We start from the raw sequence: 23,121 nt of genomic DNA on the forward strand, positions 1-23,121 counted from the left end.
ATGCCGGTATGGAACAAATACGTCCGTCGGAAGTTTCCGAAATTATAAGAAAAGAAATAGAAGGATTCCAATCTTCCACAGAATTAGAAGAGGTTGGTACTGTATTGCAGATTGGTGATGGTATAGCTCGGGTATATGGGCTCTCAAATGTTCAATCCAATGAATTGGTTGAGTTTGATAATTGTATGGGAGTTGTTTTGAACCTCGAATCGGATAGTGTGGGAGTAGTTTTGTTTGGCGACTCTCAGCTAGTTTCAGAGGGTGATATTGTTCGCAGAACCAACCGGATTGCCTCTGTTAAAGTAGGGGATGGCATGATTGGACGAGTGGTGAACACATTAGGAGAACCTATCGACGGGAAAGGGCCTATTCAGGGTGATAGGTTAGAAATGCCTTTGGAGCGTAAAGCACCAGAAGTGATCTTCCGTCAACCGGTGAAAGAGCCCTTGCAAACCGGACTGAAAGCGATTGATGCCATGACCCCCATTGGGAGAGGACAACGTGAATTAATTATTGGAGACCGGCAAACCGGGAAAACCGCTATCGCAATCGATACTATTATTAATCAAAGAAGGTTTTTTGAAGAAGGGAATCCGGTTTATTGCATTTATGTGGCGATTGGCCAAAAGGGATCTACCGTTGCGCAGATTGTCAATACATTGCAAAAACATGGTGCTATGGATTATACCATAGTCGTATCTGCAACAGCCTCAGATCCTGCTGCTATGCAGTTTTACGCTCCTTTTTCCGGCACTTCTATCGGTGAATACTTCAGAGATACAGGGCGACATGCACTGATTGTTTATGACGACCTTTCTAAACAGGCTATTTCTTATCGTGAAGTTTCTCTTTTGTTGCGGCGTCCACCCGGACGGGAAGCCTTTCCCGGTGATATCTTTTATCTGCATTCCCGTTTATTGGAAAGAGCGGCCAAAATAATTGAATCGGATGAGGTAGCGGCACAAATGAATGATGTGCCAGAATCCTTAAAAGGGAAAGTTAAAGGGGGTGGTTCTCTAACTGCACTTCCTATTATTGAAACACAGGCAGGAGATGTCTCTGCTTATATTCCAACTAATGTGATTTCTATTACGGATGGGCAGATTTTTTTGGAGCACAATCTTTTTAATGCCAGTATTCGTCCTGCCATTAATGTGGGTATTTCTGTTTCTAGGGTAGGTGGTAATGCACAGATTAAACCAATGAAAAAAGTGGCCGGAACACTAAAGCTTGATCAGGCCCAGTATAGGGAACTTGAAGCATTTTCAAGGTTTGGATCCGACTTGGATCCGGCAACAATGAACGTTTTGGATAAAGGAAGAAAAAATGTTGAATTGTTGAAACAACCTCAGTACAGACCCATGTTGGTAGAGCATCAGGTTGCAGTTATTTATTGCGGATCTAAAGGCTTGTTGAAAGAAGTGCCTGTGGATAAAGTGAAAAAATTTGAACAGGAATTTATTGATAATTTGAGCCTGAGATATCCAGATGTTTTTGAATCTATTTTGGGTGGAAATCTGGATGATGAGGTGGCCCGAAAAATTGAAGAGGTTGCCCACGATGTGGCTGCCCATTTTAAAGTTAATGAGGAGGAATAGCATTTAATGGCAAATTTAAGGGACATACGAACAAGAATCAGTGCTGTGAAAACGACCATGCAGGTAACCAGTGCTATGAAGATGATTTCTGCTGCCAGATTAAAAAAGGCACAGGATGATGTGGATCATATTCGTCCCTATACTTCTCATCTTATTGGTATTATCAATGATTTGGTTTCTACCTATCCTGATGTGAAGATTAATTATACTTTTCCGGGTAAAGGTGAAAAGATTGTCCTTTTTGTTTTAGCCTCTGATCGCGGTCTTTGTGGTGCTTTTAACGCTAATGTGGTCAAAGCGGTTCAGAAACTTTTAAAAGGTGAATTAAAAGACGACTATAAAAATGGGAATGTTGAAATACGGGTTATGGGAAAGCAAGCATGGAAAATGCTTCGATCCAGGAATATCAATCCACGTATTTTAGAAGAAGGTCAATTGAGTGATCCCGCTTATTCCAAAATCTCTATGCTTGCCGATGAATTAATTGATGAATACGATTTAGGAATTCTGAAAAAGGCTATCGTTGTTTATAACAGTTTTATTAATGCTGCGGTACAAGAAGTTCAGGTTCAGCAATTTTTGCCTGTAAGCATTCCCGAGATTAAGCCAAACAAAGCCATCTCTGAATATATCCTTGAACCTAACCAGCAAACCATCGTGAACAGTCTTATGCCTAAAGCGCTTCGTTCCCTTTTTTATCAAGTGGTGTTGGAGTCTATAGCATCTGAGCATGGCGCCAGAATGACTTCCATGCATAAGGCTACTGATAATGCAGATGCGCTTACCAAAGAATTGCAATTGTTGTATAATAAAGCCAGACAATCGACGATCACAAATGAATTGATTGAAATTACCTCCGGTGCTGAAGCACTGAAAAAGTAATTTCGCTTTTTCTACTTCAGCATAGTAAAATAAAATGAAGGTGTCCTTAAACGACGCCCTCATTTTATTTTCGGTTTAAATTTTATTTTTCGTTTATCGCTTTACGAATGACTTCTTCACCCGGGAATCCTGTGTATCGGGCAGTCTGCACACCCTCTTTATTAAAAATCATAAAAGTTGGGACACCTTCAATTTGGAATGCTTTATACCAATATTTCCATTGAGCATCACTTACTCTGAAATGGTGTCCGTGTATGTCGGGAATCATTTTGTTCCAGGCGCCGATGGGAGAGGTTTCGCCTGTGAGGTACAGAAATACTACCTCTTTATCTTTCATCTCTTCTTTTAGGGGTTTCATCGCTTCAATGGCTCGGCGGCAAGGACCGCACCAAGTAGCCCAAAAATCAACAACCACAACTTTTCCTTTAAATTGTGAGAGGATGGTTTCAAACATTTTGCTCTGAGGAACATCCGGCGTTTCGTGAATGACAAATCCTTTTCCGGAACTTGCTTTGTTGCTTTCAATGATGTTTTTTAATTGGTCGTTTTCCTGAATTAGTTTGTTGGCCAAGGCCTCATTCGAAAAAAATGTTTTTAACGCTTGTTTGTCTTTATCCGTGAAGAAATGTAGCTGTTGCAGCTCGTGGTTTAATATTTGTGCCTTGGCAATATCTAATATCAAGTGGTTATTAATGCCCAGTAATTGTTCCATCTGTTGGGTGACGGCATGGGCCATTGCAATGCCCGATTTATCCTTACCTGCCTCCTGAATGAATGGCAGATTAATAACTTTTTTTATAGTGGAGTAGAAATTGGTAGAATATGCTAGTTCATCGGTAAGCATTTCTTTTAGGAAAGAATAGTAGTTTTTATCCGGGTTGTCCACATTATATTTTGTTTGACGCCATTGCTCCCGTGGAATGTTATTAGCCTTAAAATATGCTTGAGTTTTTATGCTACTATAAGAGAGGAGATAATTCATAACATTACTCTTGGAAAATGCGGTTAGAATTGTTTTTGAGGAGGGGTCCGGATATTCTTCTTCGATTTTCATTTTTGTTTCCCGCCAATGATCCATAAAGTACTTTTTGTAACTCTCTGGATCCATGTCGACAATATTTTTAAAAATCATGTCTCTTTTGATATAAGAGTTACCTGTATTGTATATTCGAAGAATATTATTAGGTGTTATGTGGCTGCCGGAGGCAAATACAAATATAGAATCGTCCGGTTCTTTATCGGTTCGGTAGCGTGAATCATAGCGTGCTTTCTTTTTCAAATCCAAATAAAGTTTTGTTTCCTTTCCCGGAATCAGAAAAAGGACACCCATCTTATCGGAAAAAACAGTGGTGGGCTGGCAAATAGGTATTTCATCATTAAAAGATCCATCTTCGGCAACTGTAACTTTTGTTTCTTTGAAGGAGGCTGAAAGAAGATCGGGATGATAAAAGGTAATTGTGTAGGGAAGCATGTCATTATTAAATCCCAATATTTTTCCGGATACGATTGCCGGATTGGAGCTGAAGTCTGGTTCAGGAAGAGCTGTTGCTTCTTCGTTTTGTAGCGACAGCGATTTGGAATCTATGTTGATTGATGCTCCGGGAAGAAGAGAAATACCCCAAATTTTGAAACAGGTTTCACAATCACTTTCAATAAAATCAATATTTGTGACCGATGGATTTAACGGGGGAAAGAATAATTGAAATGAAGCTTTTCCGGAGTCAGGCATGAAGAACTTTTCGCCCGGAGTAATCCCAACGGCTTTTGTTAGCATGAGTTTGTTGTCGGTGCCACTTTCTTTAATGTAGGTGTCAGGAGAGATTAATATCCACCACTTAGGCCGGTAAAAAGCATCCATGTGCAGTATGGTGGCGGTGTCCAGTATTTCTATTTTGTCTATTTCCAGGGTGTTGCTGTTCCTTGTCTCAAAAACAGGCCTGTTAACTAAAGCCGGTCTTTTGGGCTGGCACCCCATAATGATCACAATAAGTAGAATAATGAAAGTAGTGTTCTTCATTTGTGTAAATTTTTAAAGTTACGGTTTAAATGGAATATGCTATGTTTGACAATGATTAATACCTTCTTTTTGTGGTAATCCTGCATGGTCATGCTTGTTTTATTTGGCCGCTTAATGGATTATGATATTGGTTCAGAAGAGTATAAAATTAAGAGATTAAATCAAAAGTCATTGTTTTTGGACCTATTTTTTAGCATTATGTTTAAATGATGGCGTTTTGGGGGATAAATTATGGGTGGGTGTGAATGAAATATTTTATGTATTGATTCTAAACTCTGCCTTGGAAAAATTGATGAAAATTGCATGACAATGTGAGATTGTCGCAAAAGAATATGTACAAAACCCTTTGTCATGCGAGTTCCATCAGACCAATGAATTAAACTAATTTTATACTGATGAAAACATCCTTTATTTCATAATGTGATGTACCTTTGTGGCTTCCATTCATACACTAATCGATGAATCACCGTATTAAAGTTTTTGCAGCCCTGACGGGCGCCATGCTTTTTTGGGCCTTTTCATTTGTATGGACCAAAGTGGCTTTTACCGTGTTTACTCCTGTTTCCACCATCTGGCTTCGGTTGGTAATCAGTTCGGTTTTTATTTTTGGATATTTGTTTCTAAGTGGTCGGTATCAGCCATTGCGTAAGAAAGATCTGAAGGGGATGATTGCTCTTTCATTTTTTCAGCCCTTTCTTTATTTTATGGGTGAAAGCAATGGCTTGAATTACCTTTCTTCGACGATGGGGTCGGTTCTTGTATGTACTATACCGTTATTTTCACCTATCCCGGGGATGTTATTTATGAAAGAGCGGTTCTCACCACTTAATTTGTTGGGCCTGGTGATTTCATTTATTGGAGTGGCCTTGATATTGTTTGAGAATGGGTTTGAACTTTCAGCCCCCGTAGAAGGACTTCTTTTTATGGGGTTGGCTATTTTTGCTGCCTTGTCGGCGTCGGTGTTGATAAAGAAGATGGCGACACGGTATTCGCCTGTAAACCTTACTGCTTGGCAAAATTTATTCGGCATAGGCTTTTTCTTTCCTTTCTTCTATTTGAAGGAGTGGGATGGACTTGTTTCCATGCCTGTTAGTAGGGAGGCCATAACAGCCCTTTTATTACTTGCTCTTTTTGCCTCTTCATTTGCCTTTATATTTTTTGCTTATGGAATATCGCAGGTTGGGATAACGCGCGCCAATGTGTTTACCAATATGATTCCGGTTTTTACCGCTGTTTTTGCCTGGATGGTATTGGACGAAATGCTTTCGGTCAGAAAAATTGTCGGTATTGGTATTGTTATCGGGGGGCTCTTTATCTCTCAGTGGCGGTCTCGAAAGCGGGGTAATTGAAATCTCGTGTATTCGGTTTAGGTTTCTTTTTGCGTAGGAATACTTGTATTACTTCAGGTATGTTTTTTGAAGGATCGCACTATCAAAGCTGACAATACTATCTTTGCACTTTTGTCGCTGTTTACGCATTAAGATATGGATTTGGGAAAATTTAAAGCAACGTCGCGAAGCCGATCTGCAGAAAACAAAGCCTTTTTAAAAAAAGTGGGTCGCCGAAAACCGAAGGATTTGGATGAAGTAGTGCATCGACTGCATGAGGAAACCTTTCAGGAAGTTAATTGTCTGGAATGTGCCAACTGTTGCAAGACAACCAGTCCGATTATCATCGATAGAGATATTGATCGTATTGCCAAACATTTGAAAATAAAGCCCTCCGAACTAATACATCAATATCTGAAACTGGATGAAGAGGGGGATTATGTTTTTCGGGAGGCACCCTGCCCCTTTTTAATGGACGACAACTATTGCTTGATCTATGATGTACGCCCCCGTGCGTGTCGCGAATACCCGCATACCGATCGGAAGCGGTTTCACCAGATACTGAATCTTACCTGGAGAAACACCTTGGTTTGTCCTGCTGTGCTTGATATTGTGGAGCGGTTGAAAAAAGAATATTAGTAATACATCTTATTCTTTTTCCAGTACCAACACTACTTTGTTAAAGTCGGCCGCAGCGTTTACCACATTTTTAAATCCTTCGAACTGATCCTTGTCGGCAAAAATACGTTTGTAATACTCATCAATGGTTACTTTATAGCTGTTTCCGGAATAGGAATAATCAGACTTAAAGAGAAAGACGATCTCATCATCTATTTTTTGCGAAACATTTAAAACTGTGCTTTCGGGATTGGCAATTTTATAACCATCGGGTACTTTAAAGAAAATTTCACGATAGTAGGAGCGATTGAATTCGGTTTCTACTCTTGCTTTTCTATCCTGTTCAAAATACATCTGGGCCTGAAGTCCAATGACCAATCCAACTTTTAACAATAGTTTATCGCCTGCCAGTTCCAGATAAGAAGAAGGGCTGACCTTTGAATGTATAATGAATTCTGCATCCTTCATCCGGGAATGAGAATGGCTATCTGACAGCTCAATAAGATTGATTTCAGAATCCGGGATTTCGGACGGCAAAAAGCTTCGCAGCATTTTGGTTTTTGTCTCTTTGTCTACCATTCTGTAATAATATTTCATAAATCCGCCGTTTAAGCCTTTTAGCCCCTGGTAGTTTTCTATATTGACAATGTTGCTGTTCGGATCGACCGATATGTCGATGACCATGTTGTGATAATTGTCTTTGTGGGAAGAAGGTGGAATGTACTTTATCTTACCAATGGCCGAATGGAAATCTCCAATTTGAACCGGTTCAACAAAAAGACCGTCGGTGGCAGTTAATGTCCCACTGACGCAACCCAAACGAAAAGCGATGTTTCCGGGATCTAAATATGTGTCGATATCGGGCAGAAAAATTAAATAATTATTCAGGAAATTCCAGGACTGGAAATCCTTGTCGAACTTAATTTTACTGCGATCGGAGGTAAGGACTAACTGATGCTTAATTCCATGTTTTTTAAAAAGGTTGGCATACAACTTCACGATCCCTTTCTCACTGGTCACTTTGTTTTCCAGAATAAAGGACAAATCACTGAATTGGGGAATATGATAATCCTGAATATAAATGTTGGTTTTCAGGTATTCTTCAATTTGTGCGGCTTTTTCGCGAATTGTGCCGGTAATCGGTCCCACTTCTTTATGCCATTTTTCAATTCCCTTTTGATTTACATTCAGATAAATATCTTCATAAAATGTCTGAGCGGCATCGTCCCAGGTAAGAATTTGGCTTCGTCCTCTGGCATAGTTGTAATCAAGCCGGTATTCAATGCGTGCCTTCCGTGGATTGAGGAATGAATATTTTTCCTCTTTTATCAAGGGGATATCTGTCATACTGCAATAAAACCGGTTGCGTTCATCATTCAGTACGGCATGGGAGGCATCGGGAAAACCGTTGTAACCTTTCACATCGTAAATGAGGTTGGGAGGCGAAATAATTTCAAATGAGGCCGAAAGCATCGGGTAATCGAACTGGAAATAGGTTCTTCCAAAGGAAGAGGGATGTATTTTCCTTACAAAGTAGAATTCCACCTCATCGCCCAGCTCTATGCCATCGATGGCAAAAATGCGAAGGGCCTCACCTTCTTTTTCATCTTTTACTTCCTTCAAATTGTTTTGATCAAAATTTACGATGCGACCATCAGGTTTGATAGCCCGGGCACCGATATCCATCAACTCAATGACATTGTTCATGGAGAAGGATATCTTATTGAATTTATTAATGGCTTGATCGTTATTTAATCTTATTTTACGGTGCAAGACATGGGTGGCTTCAAGGACGTCATAGTCGTTATAGTAAAAACTTATCGATTCGTCGTAGTTAATGCCAATGATCTTTTCTTTGGCGTATTTGTCGGGTATTTCCGAATATACAGGATTTTTTTCCCATGAGAACACGGTTTCATTGTTCTTGGCAAATGTTGTTATAAACAAACCTGAGAAGATAATAGAAAGTAAAGGCTTCATTTTTTTTCTGTCTTTGAAGTTAGGTTATTGGTTCTTTTTCAGGACGATGGTTGATCGGTACTGTTGATTCAGGAATCGAATCAAGTCGTTCCAGAGAGATATCTGGTCATTTGTCAAAACAAAAATACTGAATGTCAGCTGTTGTTTTAACACAATGGCATTGTCCTCTTTAGAGTAATTGAAAACGGCAGTGAAAATGTCACTTTCAAACTTTGCGTTGTCCGGGATATAGGACATCTCATAATTTTCGGGTATTTCAAAACGGGTAATGAAGGTTTCGGTGCAATAAAAGTCATTTTCGATAGGAGTTACAATGCCTGTTGTATCGATTGATAGATTTTGATACTTTTTCAAGAGGTTAAGGTTGACAAATAGTTCATCTCCTATTTGTCGGACATAATCGTGCAGGACGAATTGGTAATCTATTTCGGCAGGCTTTTCAAATTCGAATAGGTTATGAATGTGATGATCCTCAACCCTAAATTTATCGTTTCCTTTTTTCAGTATTCGGGACAGGTTGTTATTGAAATTTTCTTCTTTAACGCCATCCATGGCCTGGGCCAACTCTATTTTGTTGAATCCGGTATGAATAACATTGCCGTCACCTTTGATCAGACCATTTTGTAATGTTATGGAAACAGAGTCGGTAATGGAGCTGAAATTAGCGGGCGAAACAGGAACCTTAAAAATTTCATATTGCTTTTGGTTCTTGGTAATTAGCACTTCTTTGCCTTGAATATGATAGGGGAAAACGCCGTAATCGAGATAATTGAAGGTGCAGTCTAACAGGTATTTTTTTCCGTTGCCGGCGTGGTGAATGACGACCATGTGATTGTCGGCCATAGGTAAAGGCAGCTGTTCATAAGTATAGGGAATATGTCGGGTTCCTACCCATGCCAGGGATGCATTGAGTCCCGCCTGCCGCATCATGCAACATAAAAGGCTGGACATTCCTTTACAATCGCCAAATCGTTTTGTGAAGACCTCATTTGCCGATGCCGGTTTTAACCCCCAATACCCTTGTTCATAAGCTACGTATTTAATGTTGCGTTGAACCCAGTAATAGATGGCTTTAGCCTTTTCTTCCTCCGGTAGGCCGTGGGTCAGATGTTTTACAAGTTCTTTTAGTTCGGGGCTGCATGAGCTGTTCAGATCGGAAATAAATCCTTGGTAATACCGAAACAAGTCATCAATCTTGCCAAAGTATTTTTCAGTATTACCGTTAATATTGGTTGATTTAAGATACAAAATTACATGAGGGCTGAAATGTCTGATGTTAAAGCTTGGTGAGCTGACGTATTTATAAGGAGGTACATCTGTTACTATCCACTCGTGGTAGGTATATTTCCCTTTTGAGTATTGATTGTAGTTTATGTTTAAACCTTCAACATTAAAGAGTTTATAACCTATTTGGACATCACGGTGTACTCTGGCTGTTACTTTTGCCTTTAAAATGGGAATATGTGATTGTAGAAAGCTTTTACGGATAAATCGGGGATCTGTGTAAAACAGTGTATATTCCAGGTTGGTAATGGCGCCCTCTTGCAGCGAAGGATAAGAGAAGCGAATACTTTTTGAATCATCATAAAAAATGTCATCGTTTATGCTGCTGGCTTCATGAAAAACCTGAACATCTTTTTTTTGGTATTTTTCCCCTTGCGGGACAAGGGTATAGGCTTTATGCTTCCCTAACACCGCAAAGGAGTTAAAAAATATTTCGTCATTTGTGAATGCCCTGGCATGGTGGTTTAAAATGGTCGTCTGTGTCTTTTCGGAAAAAGAAACCTTTAAAGAATCTTTAACTACATTAAAATCATAATAATACTCTGTGTTTGTGATAACCGCATTGTAATTGCCATATATATTCTTAAGATGATTAATACCGGGTTTTTCTTCAGCTTCGACAGTGTGTAAGGTTAGTGCGAAAAGAAGAATCAATACAGCTCTCATCTTACAATTCTTTAAGTCCGTTAAATTCACCATTGCGATAAATTTCTATTCTTTCAACTTTTCCGTTTTTTTTGTAAAGCACACGTTCTCCGTCAATTTCATCAGCTTTATAAGAAGTTTCCCGTTTAGGTTTTCCGTTTTTGTAGTATTCAATGAATTCTCCATGATACAGGCCAGCTTTTGCGGTAAACACCTTCTTTGGGGTCCCGTCTAAAAAGTATTCTTTACATTCGCCTTCCATCAGGCCGTTTTGGTAATGATATTCGGAAGCAATCTGACCATTTGGATAGTATTTAACTTTTTTCCCATGCGGGAGGTAATTTTGAAATTGCATTTCAAAACTTTTTTGGCCGTTATTGTAAAATGCTTCGACGGTTTGATTGCCATCGGTTAATTTAATGGTGTCGCATAAAGTTCCATTTAACATATATTGGTAAGCAATAAGCTCATCTGCCGAATAAATTAATTTTACCATTTGTTCCCCACTCTCGTCAAAAAGGATAACATCCCCTTCCAGTATTCCTGAATGGTATTGTGCCACTTCCCGAATATTTCCGTTTTGGTAATATTCGAAGCAAAGAGAATCTTTCTGGTCATTTAAATAGTGATTTACGTATTCCACTTCTCCCGTTTCATAATAAGTTACCCATTTCCCAATCTTGTTATTACTAAGGTATTGTCCCTGTGTAAGAATTTGTCCGTTATCGTAATATCTGAAAAGGTCACCTTCTGCCATATCGTTATAAAAATTCTTTGCAACGATAACGTTGCCTCTTGAACCATACCACTTCATGGGGCCATAAATTACTCCCCCTGTGATTGGAGCGCTGGCTATCACAGTACCATGATCATTGACGATTTGGAAAAGAGAGTCTCGTGTAAAGTCGTTATCAGAGATTATATTACCATTTGAATCGAATTCAATTATTCTGAAAGTCCTTCCATCGATGTTTTTAATTCTGGTACTAAGAGTTCCGTCGACAGCATAATAATTTTGCCATCCAAAAGGAACTCCTTTAAGGAAGTAATTTTCAGTTTCAAGTTCTCCTGTAGGCCGGTAATTATCCCATGCTCCGTCCTGTTGTCCATCTTTATAGTATCCCCGGCTTTTAATATTTCCGTTTTTGTAATATTCTTCATATAAGCCATCCAATAAACCTTCATTATTGTAGTGATATACCGCCTTTATGGTTTCATTGGGGAAATAGACTGTTTGTTTGCCAACAATCTGTCCATCGTTAAAAATACTTTCCTGACTGACATTACCGTTTTTATAGAAGAACACCCATTTGCCGGTCCTTTTTCCGTTTGAATAAGCCCCCCTGGCTAATTTTCGTACATCCGGACCGAAAAGAGTAACTTCAAAAGAACCATCGGGCGAACCGGCTTTATTGATAATCTCTCCCAGTCTGTTAAATGAGGATACAGCCACTAACTTTCCGTTTTCGTAAGTCTCTTCCAGGTAGAAATCACCCTTTGGTGTGAAATATTTATAAGAGCCATTGAGTTCCCCTTCGGAATTGAAATGATATTCTGCTTCAACCTGTCCATTACTATAAAACTGTTGAAATTTACCGATCGGTTTTCCGTTTTGATAATTCTCAATCGTTTTGATATTTCCGTTAGGGTAATAAAACCGCCACTCTCCGGTTTTATTGTCGGCATCATAATGACCACGAACGGATAGTTTTCCATTGGAGAAGGATTCAAGATATTCACCGGATAGTTGGCCTTCGCTAAAATACTGTTTGGAGAGGAGGGTTCCATTGGGGTGGAAACTTTGATATTCTCCATCAGGACTACCATTAGAGTTGATGTACTTGCCTTTTAGCCCATTGTTAGGGTAGAAAATTTTTACCGGGCCATTGTAATTATTGTCTTTAAAGGCTAATTGTTCCGAAATCAGTCCGAAAGGATCAAACCATTTGACGTCACCGATGATATTTCCGTTGGTATAGTTTACTTCGAGTTTTTTGTTGCCATTTTCATGGAAAGAATAGTAAGTGCCATGGAGATTTCCATTTTGGTAGGTTTCAGATTCTTTTATTTGGCCATTCCGATAAAAATATTCCCATTTACCATCTTTTTCGCCGTTAACAAACACTCCTTTTGCCATCATCTCCCCATTGTTGTGAAAATAAATCCACAACCCTTCTTCTTTTTTCTCTTGGTTAAAATTTCCGATGGAATATATATTTCCTTCGTCATAATATTGGCAACTGTAGATTTTCTCTTCACCTTCAAGATTTAATTTTCGGAAATCCTTTATCTTTCCCAAGAATTGTCCTGTCTGGAAAAATTCCTTCAGCTCCTTCCTGTTTTTATTATGGTATTTAATTATTTTATCATTGCCCGACGAGATCAGTATTGTATTGAGGAACGGGACCAGATGTTCACCTTCCTTCACCTGTTTAAAAAAGGGGAAATATAATTGAGCCCAAAAGTCGTCGGTATTGGTTTCGAAAGGTAATACATCCAATAACATTTTGGTTTGCTTTGCCAACGATGCGTCGAAGTCGACAGGAGATTTAAAACGAGGTGTTAATACCATGCCCGATTTCAGGTAATGGTCCGTTTCTTTAAAGAGTCTGTTTTCAAGAACTGGTTCAATGGCTTGTCCGTAAGCAGTATCCAGATAATTATTGGCGATGTTTTCGAGGAAGACCAGTGTTTTATTGCTTCTGTCACTATTGGGTTCCAGAGCCAGGAATGTCTCAAGAGATAAGAATGCTCTGGTATATTGTTTCTGACGTGCCATAAGAATTCCTAATTGGAGGTGGCTGGAGGCATGAAAGGGGTTACACCTTAAAGCTTCCTGGAGGGCCTGGATGGCATCGGCATATTGTTCTTGTCTTAAAAAAGTAATCGCAAGATTAAAATGCAGTAAATAAATAAATGGATACTTTTCTATAGCGTGTTTGAAAACACGTATTGATTCTGAGGGCTTTCCTGCATAGTCCAAAGCCGTTGCTTTTGTCCGAAAAAGGTGAGATTTGTGTACAGATGGTTTGGTCAGTCCTAAATCGGCCATTACAACAGCGCTGTCGTATTTCCCCATTTGTAAATATGTCAGTGCCAGTTCCGACAACATCCAGACATAATTGGAATCATTTTCATTGATTTGATGGTATTGTTGAACTGCTTCCTGATATTTCCCTTCATCATGAAGTTTAATACCTTTTTCGATTATTTCTTCTGAGGATTGTTGTTGGGCATTAGTAGGTTGTGTGAATATGAGCAATACCAATAGGACAGGAAAGATTTTCATAGACAAAGAAAGAAAGGTTTAATTTTAGTGGAAAATTGTTTTGAAGATAACAACTTTTTTAAGCTATTCAAAAACAAACTGAATAACATAACATATAATTTTCTTTATCTCATTTTATTGCTGTAATTGTGGGTGATAAATACTATTCTTTAGATGTAAGAGAAAAAATATTAATATTTTTATACACGAGTGTTCAGAAGTTATGTTTTGAGAAGTGTCGATAAATGTTCCAGTTATTTTGGGTTATTATGTCATACAAATAATATGGCGACATTTTTTTGAGGGGTCTTTCTAAAAAAGTAATCCAAGCGAATTCCTGTTCGGCAATTTATTTAATGAACCTAATTGCGAATAGAGAGTGCTGTTCATAAAGGAGGTCTGTCCCTTTAGCATTACTGTAGTCATCCGGTTATTATTCTTTTTCTTTACTGTTTTATAGTAACTTTGCCGGCAATAAGGCCAATATACAGAGCGTTTATTTTTCAGTGATATCTTAAAAACGGTTGAATGCAGATAAAAAAAATAATCTGTTTTTTCTTGTTCGTATTATTATTCCCATTGTTGTCTTTAGCACAGGTGGGCGGAGAGTCGGTTTTTGGCATTTTATACCTGACGCCCTCTGCTCATATGAATGCTTTGGGAGGTTATCAGGTCGGCCTTTATGACAAGGATCCTTCACTGGCGCTGTTTAATCCTGCTATGGCAGATTCTTCGGTTCACCAATATGCTACCCTAGGTGTTTCTTCTTATATTGCCGACATCAATTTTGGATATGCAGCATTTGCTTGGCATCAGAAGGATCTGGGGACGTTTTTTGGTGGTCTCAATCATCTGGGCTATGGAAATATGATTATGGCCGATCAGGATGGCGTTATCAACGGACGTTTTAGTGCTTCCGAAACAGTTATGTTTTTGGGCTATTCTAAGCGGTTGTCGCCTCGATTTTCAGCAGGTGTAACCTTTAAACCAGTCTCTAGCTCTATTGAAACCTATAATTCCTGGGGAATAGCTGTCGATGCGGGGATACACTTCAAAGATCGTAACGGTCATTTCCAAGCTGGCCTATTGTTGCGTAATGTGGGCCGGCAGCTTAGTTCATATAGTGATAGCCCTACCGAATTTTTATCACCAGACTTGATGGTGGGAGCAACTCTAAAACTTGCGCATGCCCCATTTCGATTTTCGGTAACAGCAAAGGATTTACTTACAGGATCTTTGGATTTCGAAATTCCCGATAATGAATATGGAATTACGGTCTCACAATCCGAAAGCGTCAATGCCGGTATTGGGGATCTTCTCTTGAGACATCTTGTCTTTGGTGTTGAGTTTGTCCCTTCCAGGAGTTTTTATGTTGGTGCCGGATTAAACCCACGGAGGAGACAGGAGCTTAAAGTTGATTCAAAAGTTTCCACAGTAGGTTATTCCTGGGGGTTTGGATTTCGGATTTATAAGTTTCGATTTGGATACAGCTCGGCACGTTATCATTTGGCTTCATCTTCCAACCATTTTTCCATCACCACCAATATTTCCGATTTTTAAACAGGAAGGTTAATGCCTTTCATTATCTTTGCCTAAAACTTCTATGCAAAAAGATATTCGTTCCATAATAATAGCTATAGATGGTCATTCCTCGTGCGGAAAAAGTACCGTGGCACGAGATCTGGCAAAGTTGCTTAATATTGCCTATATCGATACAGGGGCAATGTACAGGGCCGTTACTTTGTTTGCATTGCGTCGCAATATGATCATTGATGGGAAAATTAACGAAGAACAATTGCTGGAAAGTATTGGGAATATTGTAATTGACTTTCGTGCAAACCCCGACAAAAAGGTGAATGAAACTTATTTGAATGGCGAAAAGGTCGAAGACGAAATCAGGAGTTTGGAGGTTAGTAACAATGTAAGTCCTGTAAGTGCTCTTGGCTTCGTTCGAAAGCACCTCGTTGCATTACAGAGGCTGATGGGAGAAAAGGGGGGCGTTGTATTGGATGGACGAGATATTGGTACAGTGGTGTTTCCCAATGCTGATTTGAAAATATTCATGACAGCATCTCCTGAGGTTCGAGCTAAAAGAAGATATGACGAGATGATTGCAAAAGGATTTTCTCCTTCTTTTGAAGAAATCCTAAATAACGTTGAAGAACGAGACAGGATAGATAGTACTCGTTTGGAGAGTCCTTTGAAAAAAGCAGATGACGCAGTTGTCCTTGATAATAGCCATATGACCCGCCAGGAACAATTGGAGTGGATATTGGACAAAATAAAGGAGTTGTAAATGGGTAAAATAATAATTCTTGATTTCAGTTTTTTATTGTGTTGATAAATGAGTTTTTTAACTGAAAGTCATAAGAAGAACAGGCCTCTGCACGTGGAGATCGATGATAAGTCCGGCTTTTGTTTCGGCGTTATTCGTGCAATTGCTAAAGCAGAAGAAGAGCTGGACAGAGGAAGTTTAATTTATTCTTTGGGAGATATTGTGCATAATGATCTGGAGGTTGATCGACTTAATTCAATGGGCCTGAAAGGGATCGATCATCAGGCTTTTGGTCAATTGCAGGAAGGCACGGTTCTGTTCCGCGCCCATGGCGAACCACCGGAATCATATCGTATCATCCGAAACAATAAACTTAAGCTTATTGATGCCACGTGTCCCGTGGTGCTTCAACTTCAAAAAAAAGTTAAGAGTGCATGGGTGGAAATGAAGGAGAAAGGAGGACAGATAGCGATTTACGGGAAAAAGGGACATGCAGAAGTAAGAGGTTTGGCGGGCCAGACCAATTATGAAGCCATAATATTGGAAGGCGAAGAAGATGTTAAATTTGTTGACCCGGAACATCCTGTAGCCCTTTTCTCGCAGACGACCAAAAGCCCCGTCATATTTCATAAAATTGCGGAAGCCTTAAAGAATAGGGCTAAAAATGGTGTTGAGGTAAAGATTCATGATACCATTTGTCGCCAGGTGTCTAATCGTGCTCCTCATTTACAAGAGTTTGCCCAAAGGCATCAAGTTGTGATTTTTGTGGGAGGAACCAAAAGTAGTAATGCCAGATCACTTTATCAGGCGTGTGTTTCGGTTAATCCGAAAACTTTTTTTATTATAGGTCCTGAAGAGCTTCAGACCTCTTGGTTTGAAAGGCGGCCGGCAAGTATAGGCGTTTGTGGTGCGACCTCTACTCCCCAATGGCTAATGGAGAAAGTGGCCGAAAAAATAAGGTCTTTTTAATAATAGATAAAAATAGATTTTACAGATTTGGACCTAAAATTTTTACTATGAGTTCAATTAAATGTGTAGGAGTACTAACTTCGGGAGGTGATGCTCCCGGCATGAATGCCGCTATTCGTGCGGTAGTAAGAGGTTGTATCTATAACAATTTGAAAGTATTTGGTATTAAAAAGGGTTATCAGGGGTTGATAAACGACGAAATGGAGGAGATGTTCTCCAAATCGGTGAGTAATATCATTCAGACTGGTGGTACTATTTTAAAATCGGCCCGTAGTATGGACTTCAAAACCGAGGAGGGAAGAAAGAAAGCGTATGAAAACCTTCAGAATAGAGGTGTTGATGCGCTGGTGGTAATAGGCGGTGATGGGACATTTACTGGTGCCAGGATATTTGGTCAGGAATATGATATTCCTATAGTTGGAATCCCCGGAACCATTGATAATGATCTTTATGGTACCGATTATACTATTGGCTATGATACAGCCCTGAATACCGTAGTAGAAGCTGTTGATAAGATCCGCGATACCGCAACTGCACATAGTCGATTGTTTTTTATTGAAGTGATGGGACGTGATGCCGGGTTTCTGGCTTTGAGGAGCGGTATTGCCTCGGGAGCGGAAGCTATTCTGGTTCCGGAAATCAAAACAGACTATACTCAACTGGACAGTTTTTTACATAATGAATACCGAAAAACAAAATCCAGCAGTATTGTTCTTGTAGCCGAAGGAGATGAAATCGGTGGTGCCATAAAAATTGCTGAAAGAGTTGGCAAAGATCACCCTGAATATGACGTTCGTGTTACCATTCTTGGACATATTCAAAGAGGTGGATCCCCTTCTGCCTTCGATCGGGTTGTTGCCAGTCAGCTTGGTGTTGCTGCCGTCGCTGCACTTCTGGATGATCAGCGCAATATTATGGTTGGTTTATCCGAAAGAAAAGTGGTACATACCCCTTTCAATCAAGCTTTGAAAAACAAAAAGGCGTTGAATCCTCAATTGTTGGAATTGACTAATATTCTTTCTATTTAAGCTATCATTTGCCGGCTTTTCTTATTAATGCTGATTGAGCAGGAGATTAACCGCTGAAATTGTCGCAACTATTACTTTTTAAGCATTGGCTATGCGAGTTCCATTCGACCAATGAGTTAAATAAATTTGATACGAATGAACTATTTGGCACATCTTTATTTGTCAGGAAAAGATCAGGGACTGCTTGTTGGCAATTTTATTGGGGATTATGTGAAAGGCCGGCAATTTACCAGATATTCTGGGACCATTCAGACCGGTATTCTTCTGCATCGTCATATAGATGGCTTTACCGATAGTCATCCGGAATTTTTGAAAAGTGCTTCATTTTTCAAAGAAGGGTATCATCGCTATGCAGGGGTCGTTTGTGATATTGTTTATGATCATTTTCTGGCAGCCTACTGGTCCGGCTATTCAGATATTTCCTTGAATGAATTTGTTAGTCGTGCCCATCGAATATTAATAAAGCATTATTTTTCTCTTCCCCTAAAGGTTAAACAGTTTCTTCCGTTTTTAATTAAAAGCAGAAGACTTGAAAACTATCAGTTTCTGGATGGTGTGGAAAAAACTTTGCGTATCATGTCTTCCCATTCATCTTTGCCGGATAATACAGCATATGCCCTTCGGCAATTAGAGAAGAATTATGGTGCCCTTTGGCAACAGTTCTCGCGTTTTATGCCCGAGATGGAGGCCTCGGTTAGAGGTTTTTTGGAATCACCCCAACGGTTTATCAGCTTTGATCATACGGCACTTTCCGGATAGGTCTTCACGCAATTCAATATTTCTGAATCCGTTTTGGATCAAAAGGGCTTGAATTTCTTCCCCAAAAGCGCTGTTTATTTCAAAAAATAGGTTGCCATTTTTTTTTAGTTGGGTTTTGGCATAAAGGGCTATGGCCCGATAAAATATTAATGGGTCTGAGTCTTTAACAAACAGAGCTAGATGGGGTTCGTATTCCAAAACGTGAGGTTGAATATGTTTTTTTTCCGAATCTCTTACATAAGGAGGATTGCTTACAATAATATCCATTGATGGATCATTGCGGGTGGATGTGCTATTTAATATATCCTTTATTTCAAAATTTATTTTTACTTGGTTGTTTTTAGCATTTTTTGCTGCAGTTTGCAATGCTTTTTCAGAAATATCACAGGCGTGTATTTGGGCATTTGGTAATGTTTTAGCCAGAGCAATAGCAATACATCCACTTCCGGTACCGATATCCAGGATGTCGGCTGACCTTTGTTTGGATGTTGTTTGGATGACCCATTCTACCAATTCTTCTGTTTCCGGTCTGGGAATGAGTACTGAAGGGTTGACCTGGATAGGTAGGCCAAAAAACTCTGTCTCGCCCAGAATATATTGAATGGGTTCATGCTTTTTTAATCTTTCCAGTGTTTTTTGAACAAATAAGTGGTCCGAATCGGTTAATTTTGTGTGATCATGAAGCATCAAATCCGTTTTTGACCAACCGTATAGATGTTCAAAGATGAGCCATGCCATTTGAAAAGCTTCGTGGGAAGGATATATTTCGGACAGTTCATTTCTTATGGTTTGTACTATATCTTTTACTGTTGATGGCATAGATACATTTTTTAAAGCTGTAAAATTAGTGACATGGAACAACAACACCAAGATGAATTGTATATGAAACGATGCCTTCAATTGGCCCGCAAAGCTCAGGGCAATACCTATCCCAATCCAATGGTAGGTGCTGTTATTGTGCACAACGGGGTCATTATAGGAGAAGGATATCATCTTAAAGCAGGGGCCCCTCATGCGGAGGTAAATGCCATTAATGCAGTGAAGAATCCTGCCCTTTTGGAAAAGTCAACCTTATATGTGAATCTTGAGCCTTGTGCTCACTACGGGAAAACCCCACCCTGTTCACTCTTGATTTGTCAGAAAAAAATCCCTCGTGTCGTTATTGGATGCAAAGATACCTTTTCAAAGGTTGCTGGCAAGGGCATTGAAATATTGCGTGCTGCCGGTGCTGAGGTAATAGTGGGGGTGTTGGAAAAAGAAAGTCGGGAACTTAACCGTCGTTTTTTTACATTTCACGAAAAAAAGCGTCCCTTTATTTTATTAAAATGGGCGCAGACCCGTGATGGCTTTCTGGATATTGACCGATCGACCGAGGCGGAACCCAGACCTACGTGGATAACCGATGAATGGGCAAGAAGGATAGTACATCAATGGAGGAGCATGGAACAGTCTATCTTAGTGGGGACCATGACAGCCTTGCGGGATAATCCTTCCTTGACGGTTCGCGATTGGTCAGGGCCTGACCCTTTGAGACTGGTGGTGGATAGGCATGGGAAACTGCCTCATACCCTATCTCTTTTCAAGGGGGAAACCCCAACATTGGTGTTTACAGAAAAGAAGGATATGACTTTAGAAGGTGTCGAAACGGTATTGCTTTCTCCGGGATCAAATACTCTTTCCTGTATTTTGGAGGAGTTGTATCGCCGTGATATTCAGTCGGTGATGGTAGAAGGAGGAAGCATTTTACTGAAAGCTTTCTTAGATGCAGGACTATGGGATGAGGCAAGGGTTTTTGTAGGAGAGAAATGGTTTGTGGCTGGAGTGAAGGCGCCATTGATTCCACAGCAGCCAGTCTCTGAAGAAAAATTCGGAAACAGCCGGTTGTTTGTTTTCCAGAACAAATAATTAACTTAAACACAAAATGAGATGTTTTGTTTTCTATTCAAAGCTATGATGTTTTTCTGGCACATCGTTACTCGCAGTAGCAAGAAGGAAGAACATTGACAGGTAGATATAACAAACCAGGGTTTTAATTATTTCAGAGATGGATTTAGTTAACGGTATTTTTTCCAGTCAGTTGTTGCCTTATGTTTTGCTAGGATATGCCATAAGCATACTTGTGGTGGTGATATTGATTGTATTGGAAAATAGAAGTCCGTTGAAGACCATTTCATGGGTTTTGGTTTTACTTCTTTTACCTGGCTTGGGATTCCTTTTTTATATTTTCTTCGGACAGAATTTCAGAAAGGAAAAAATTATTGCCCGGAAGGGGATGCGCAATCATCATCGTTTAAATTACCTAGCCCATTCTCAGATTATTCAATTAACCGATGGAAGTCTTAAAGGGAATAACATTGCCTCAGACCCAACAGGTATTGTGAGGCTCCTACTTAACAACAGCAGTTCTGTGGTGACTTCCGGCAATGAAGTGACTTTTCTTAACAACGGGAAAGCAAAGTTCAAGGCCCTTTTGCGAGAGCTAGAGAATGCCAAAAGGTTTATTCATTTAGAATATTATATTTTTGAAGAAGACAAAATAGGAAAACAAGTTAAAGAAATTTTGAAGGAGAAAGCCAGGGAAGGTGTTGAAGTTCGATTAATTGTGGATGATGTAGGAAGCTGGAAATTGAAGCGTTCATTCTTTGATGAAATGAGAAGTGCCGGAATTCAAGCGTATTCCTTCCTGCAGGTGCGGTTTCCTTTGCTTACCAGTAAAGTAAACTATCGGAATCATAGAAAAATTGTGGTTATTGATGGTCGTGTTGGCTTTATTGGAGGATATAATATTGCGGACCGATACAAAGATGGGAATCCGAAAAATTATGGAATCTGGCGGGATACTCACATCATGATCCGAGGGAATGCGGTTAATTCTCTTCAATCTATATTTTTGACCGACTGGTATTTTGTTAGTCAGACAGAGCTAACCGACGCTCGATATTTTCCGGCTGCTGAACCCGTAAGTGACAAAGTTATCCAGATTGTTGCAAGTGGACCCGATTCAGACTGGCCGGCGATTATGATGGGTATTTTTCAAATTATCGTCAGTGCTCGTGATTACCTGTATATTGCTACGCCATATTTTATGCCCAGTGAAAGTGTATTGTTTGCCCTTAAAACGGCTGCTTTGAGTGGAGTGGATGTACGTATTATCATCCCTAAAAAGAGCGATGCCTTTATTACATTGCTTTGTTCAAAATCTTATATAAAGGAAATGTTGGAGGCGGGTGTACAGGTCTATTTTTATCAAAAGGGTTTTCTTCATGCGAAAACCCTTGTGGCTGATGATAAGATCAGTATTGTTGGTTCGGCGAATATGGATTTTAGAAGTTTTGAACAAAATTTTGAAGCAACAGCCTTTATCTATGATAAAACTGTTGCACACGAAATGAAAGAAACCTTTTTAAAAGATCAACGAGAGAGCGAAATCGTTCTTTTGCCGGAATGGATTGATCGTCCTTATGTTGAAAAGGTCAAAGAATCTTTTGCCCGGTTGTTTAGTCCTCTCCTTTAGTGATACGATTGAAGTTTTTTTCTGAGATATTTCCTCCACTAATGATGATGCCAACTTTTTTTCCTTTAAAAAGCCTTTTGTTTTCTTCTATGGCGGCCAGAGGAACTGCTGATGAGGGTTCAGCCATTATACCTGTATGCTTAATTAAAAGAACCATGGCTTCCCGAATCGATCGTTCTGATACAGTTAGGATTTGATCGACATATTGTTGGATAATTTGAAAGTTGAGTGTCCCCAGAGATGTTTTAAGTCCATCTGCAATGGTGTTGGGATTGTGAGAAGGAATGATGTGACCTGCTTCAAAAGAACGGTAAGCATCATCGGCATTGGCAGGTTCCCCGGCAATGACTTTTACGTAAGGGATCATGTGTTTCGCTACTATAGCAGTTCCGCTGAGGAGTCCGCCACCTCCAACAGGTGTCATTATAATGTCAAAAGGGCCAAAGTCTTCAATCATTTCCATTGCGGCAGTGCCTTGCCCGCAGATAACATCTTTATAATCGTAGGGATGAATAGTCGTTGCTCCGGTTTGTTTGATAACTTTTTCCAAGCCTTCTTCACGCGCTTCGAGGGTGGGTTCGCAAAAGGTAATCTTCCCTCCATATCTTTTTACATTTTCAATTTTTACTTTGGGTGCATCCTTGGGCATGACAATGTAGGCAGGAATATTTTTGTTGTATGCAGCCAAAGACAATGCTGCCGCATGGTTGCCTGAAGAATGGGTGGCTACCCCCTTTATTGCTTCCTTGCTCGTCAGATTTTGTACGGCATTGGTGGCACCTCTGAATTTAAACGCACCGCTTTTCTGCAGGTTTTCGCATTTGAAAAATAGTTGGGCTTCCAATAGTTCGTTTAAAGTGTCACTCGTCTTTACGGGAGTGTGGTTAATGAAGGTGTGAATGCGCTGGGAGGCCTCTTGTATATTTTGAAAGGTAATAGTGGCTTGCATGAAGAAG

Annotated in this window: 17 protein-coding genes; 11 read left to right on the top strand and 6 right to left on the bottom strand. The window is 39.7% G+C overall.

The window, feature by feature from the left end:
- Positions 1-8: 8 nt before the first annotated feature.
- Both atpA and atpG read left to right on the top strand, forming a co-directional pair.
- Positions 9-1,598 carry a F0F1 ATP synthase subunit alpha gene (atpA, locus tag ACT29H_RS04000; RefSeq protein ID WP_444820307.1) on the top strand — a complete coding sequence of 530 codons (1,590 nt, stop codon included), beginning with the start codon at positions 9-11 and terminating at the stop codon, positions 1,596-1,598.
- A 6-nt stretch (positions 1,599-1,604) separates the two neighbouring features.
- A complete protein-coding gene (gene atpG / locus ACT29H_RS04005; RefSeq protein WP_444820308.1) occupies positions 1,605-2,480 on the top strand; it encodes an ATP synthase F1 subunit gamma in 876 nt (291 codons plus the stop codon).
- Between the two features lie 82 nt (positions 2,481-2,562).
- Here atpG and ACT29H_RS04010 read toward each other — a convergent pair whose 3' ends face one another.
- A complete protein-coding gene (locus ACT29H_RS04010; protein WP_444820309.1) occupies positions 2,563-4,497 on the bottom strand; it encodes a thioredoxin domain-containing protein in 1,935 nt (644 codons plus the stop codon).
- A gap of 458 nt (positions 4,498-4,955) precedes the next feature.
- On the opposite strand from ACT29H_RS04010, the gene ACT29H_RS04015 reads away from it, so the two are divergent.
- On the top strand, positions 4,956-5,846 hold the full coding sequence (locus tag ACT29H_RS04015; protein WP_444820310.1) for a DMT family transporter: 891 nt from the start codon (positions 4,956-4,958) through the stop codon (positions 5,844-5,846).
- Positions 5,847-5,981: 135 nt separating this feature from the next.
- Positions 5,982-6,464, top strand: a complete 483-nt coding sequence (locus ACT29H_RS04020) for a YkgJ family cysteine cluster protein (RefSeq protein WP_444820311.1) — start codon at positions 5,982-5,984, stop codon at positions 6,462-6,464.
- Positions 6,465-6,473: 9 nt separating this feature from the next.
- Here the strand turns inward: ACT29H_RS04020 and ACT29H_RS04025 are convergent, their stop codons facing one another.
- Genes ACT29H_RS04025 through ACT29H_RS04035 form a run of 3 tightly spaced genes read right to left on the bottom strand, consistent with a single transcriptional unit; the run spans position 6,474 to position 13,641 of the window.
- Entirely contained in the window at positions 6,474-8,423 is a 1,950-nt protein-coding gene (locus ACT29H_RS04025) for a DUF3857 domain-containing protein (protein ID WP_444820312.1), read from the bottom strand.
- Between the two features lie 24 nt (positions 8,424-8,447).
- Entirely contained in the window at positions 8,448-10,373 is a 1,926-nt protein-coding gene (locus ACT29H_RS04030; protein WP_444820313.1) for a DUF3857 domain-containing protein, read from the bottom strand.
- A gap of 1 nt (position 10,374) precedes the next feature.
- Complete coding sequence (locus ACT29H_RS04035; RefSeq protein WP_444820406.1) at positions 10,375-13,641, bottom strand: tetratricopeptide repeat protein; 3,267 nt, start codon at positions 13,639-13,641, stop codon at positions 10,375-10,377.
- Between the two features lie 507 nt (positions 13,642-14,148).
- On the opposite strand from ACT29H_RS04035, the gene porQ reads away from it, so the two are divergent.
- From porQ to ACT29H_RS04060, 5 genes are all read left to right on the top strand, one after another.
- A complete protein-coding gene (gene porQ / locus ACT29H_RS04040) occupies positions 14,149-15,180 on the top strand; it encodes a type IX secretion system protein PorQ (RefSeq protein ID WP_444820314.1) in 1,032 nt (343 codons plus the stop codon).
- A gap of 43 nt (positions 15,181-15,223) precedes the next feature.
- The gene (gene cmk / locus ACT29H_RS04045; RefSeq protein WP_444820315.1) at positions 15,224-15,916 is read left to right on the top strand and encodes a (d)CMP kinase; all 693 of its coding nucleotides are present in this window, start codon (positions 15,224-15,226) and stop codon (positions 15,914-15,916) included.
- Between the two features lie 48 nt (positions 15,917-15,964).
- Positions 15,965-16,864, top strand: a complete 900-nt coding sequence (locus ACT29H_RS04050) for a 4-hydroxy-3-methylbut-2-enyl diphosphate reductase (RefSeq protein WP_444820316.1) — start codon at positions 15,965-15,967, stop codon at positions 16,862-16,864.
- A 47-nt stretch (positions 16,865-16,911) separates the two neighbouring features.
- On the top strand, positions 16,912-17,892 hold the full coding sequence (gene pfkA, locus ACT29H_RS04055; protein ID WP_444820317.1) for a 6-phosphofructokinase: 981 nt from the start codon (positions 16,912-16,914) through the stop codon (positions 17,890-17,892).
- A 135-nt stretch (positions 17,893-18,027) separates the two neighbouring features.
- Positions 18,028-18,651: an acyl carrier protein phosphodiesterase gene (locus ACT29H_RS04060; protein ID WP_444820318.1), complete on the top strand. Its 624-nt coding sequence runs from the start codon at positions 18,028-18,030 to the stop codon at positions 18,649-18,651.
- Here the strand turns inward: ACT29H_RS04060 and prmC are convergent.
- Positions 18,604-19,470: a peptide chain release factor N(5)-glutamine methyltransferase gene (gene prmC / locus ACT29H_RS04065; RefSeq protein ID WP_444820319.1), complete on the bottom strand. Its 867-nt coding sequence runs from the start codon at positions 19,468-19,470 to the stop codon at positions 18,604-18,606. The two genes, ACT29H_RS04060 and prmC, sit on opposite strands and share 48 nt — an antisense overlap.
- A 33-nt stretch (positions 19,471-19,503) precedes the next feature.
- On the opposite strand from prmC, the gene ribD reads away from it, so the two are divergent.
- Together ribD and cls are read left to right on the top strand one after the other, a co-directional pair.
- A complete protein-coding gene (ribD, locus tag ACT29H_RS04070) occupies positions 19,504-20,556 on the top strand; it encodes a bifunctional diaminohydroxyphosphoribosylaminopyrimidine deaminase/5-amino-6-(5-phosphoribosylamino)uracil reductase RibD (protein ID WP_444820320.1) in 1,053 nt (350 codons plus the stop codon).
- 139 nt (positions 20,557-20,695) lie between these two features.
- The gene (cls, locus tag ACT29H_RS04075; protein ID WP_444820321.1) at positions 20,696-22,165 is read left to right on the top strand and encodes a cardiolipin synthase; all 1,470 of its coding nucleotides are present in this window, start codon (positions 20,696-20,698) and stop codon (positions 22,163-22,165) included.
- Here the strand turns inward: cls and ACT29H_RS04080 are convergent.
- A complete protein-coding gene (locus ACT29H_RS04080; protein WP_444820322.1) occupies positions 22,149-23,114 on the bottom strand; it encodes a pyridoxal-phosphate dependent enzyme in 966 nt (321 codons plus the stop codon). The genes cls and ACT29H_RS04080 overlap by 17 nt on opposite strands.
- Between the last annotated feature and the right edge of the window lie 7 nt (positions 23,115-23,121).

The organism is Thermophagus sp. OGC60D27 (genome assembly GCF_052400625.1).
Classification (GTDB): Bacteria; Bacteroidota; Bacteroidia; order Bacteroidales; family Marinilabiliaceae; genus Thermophagus.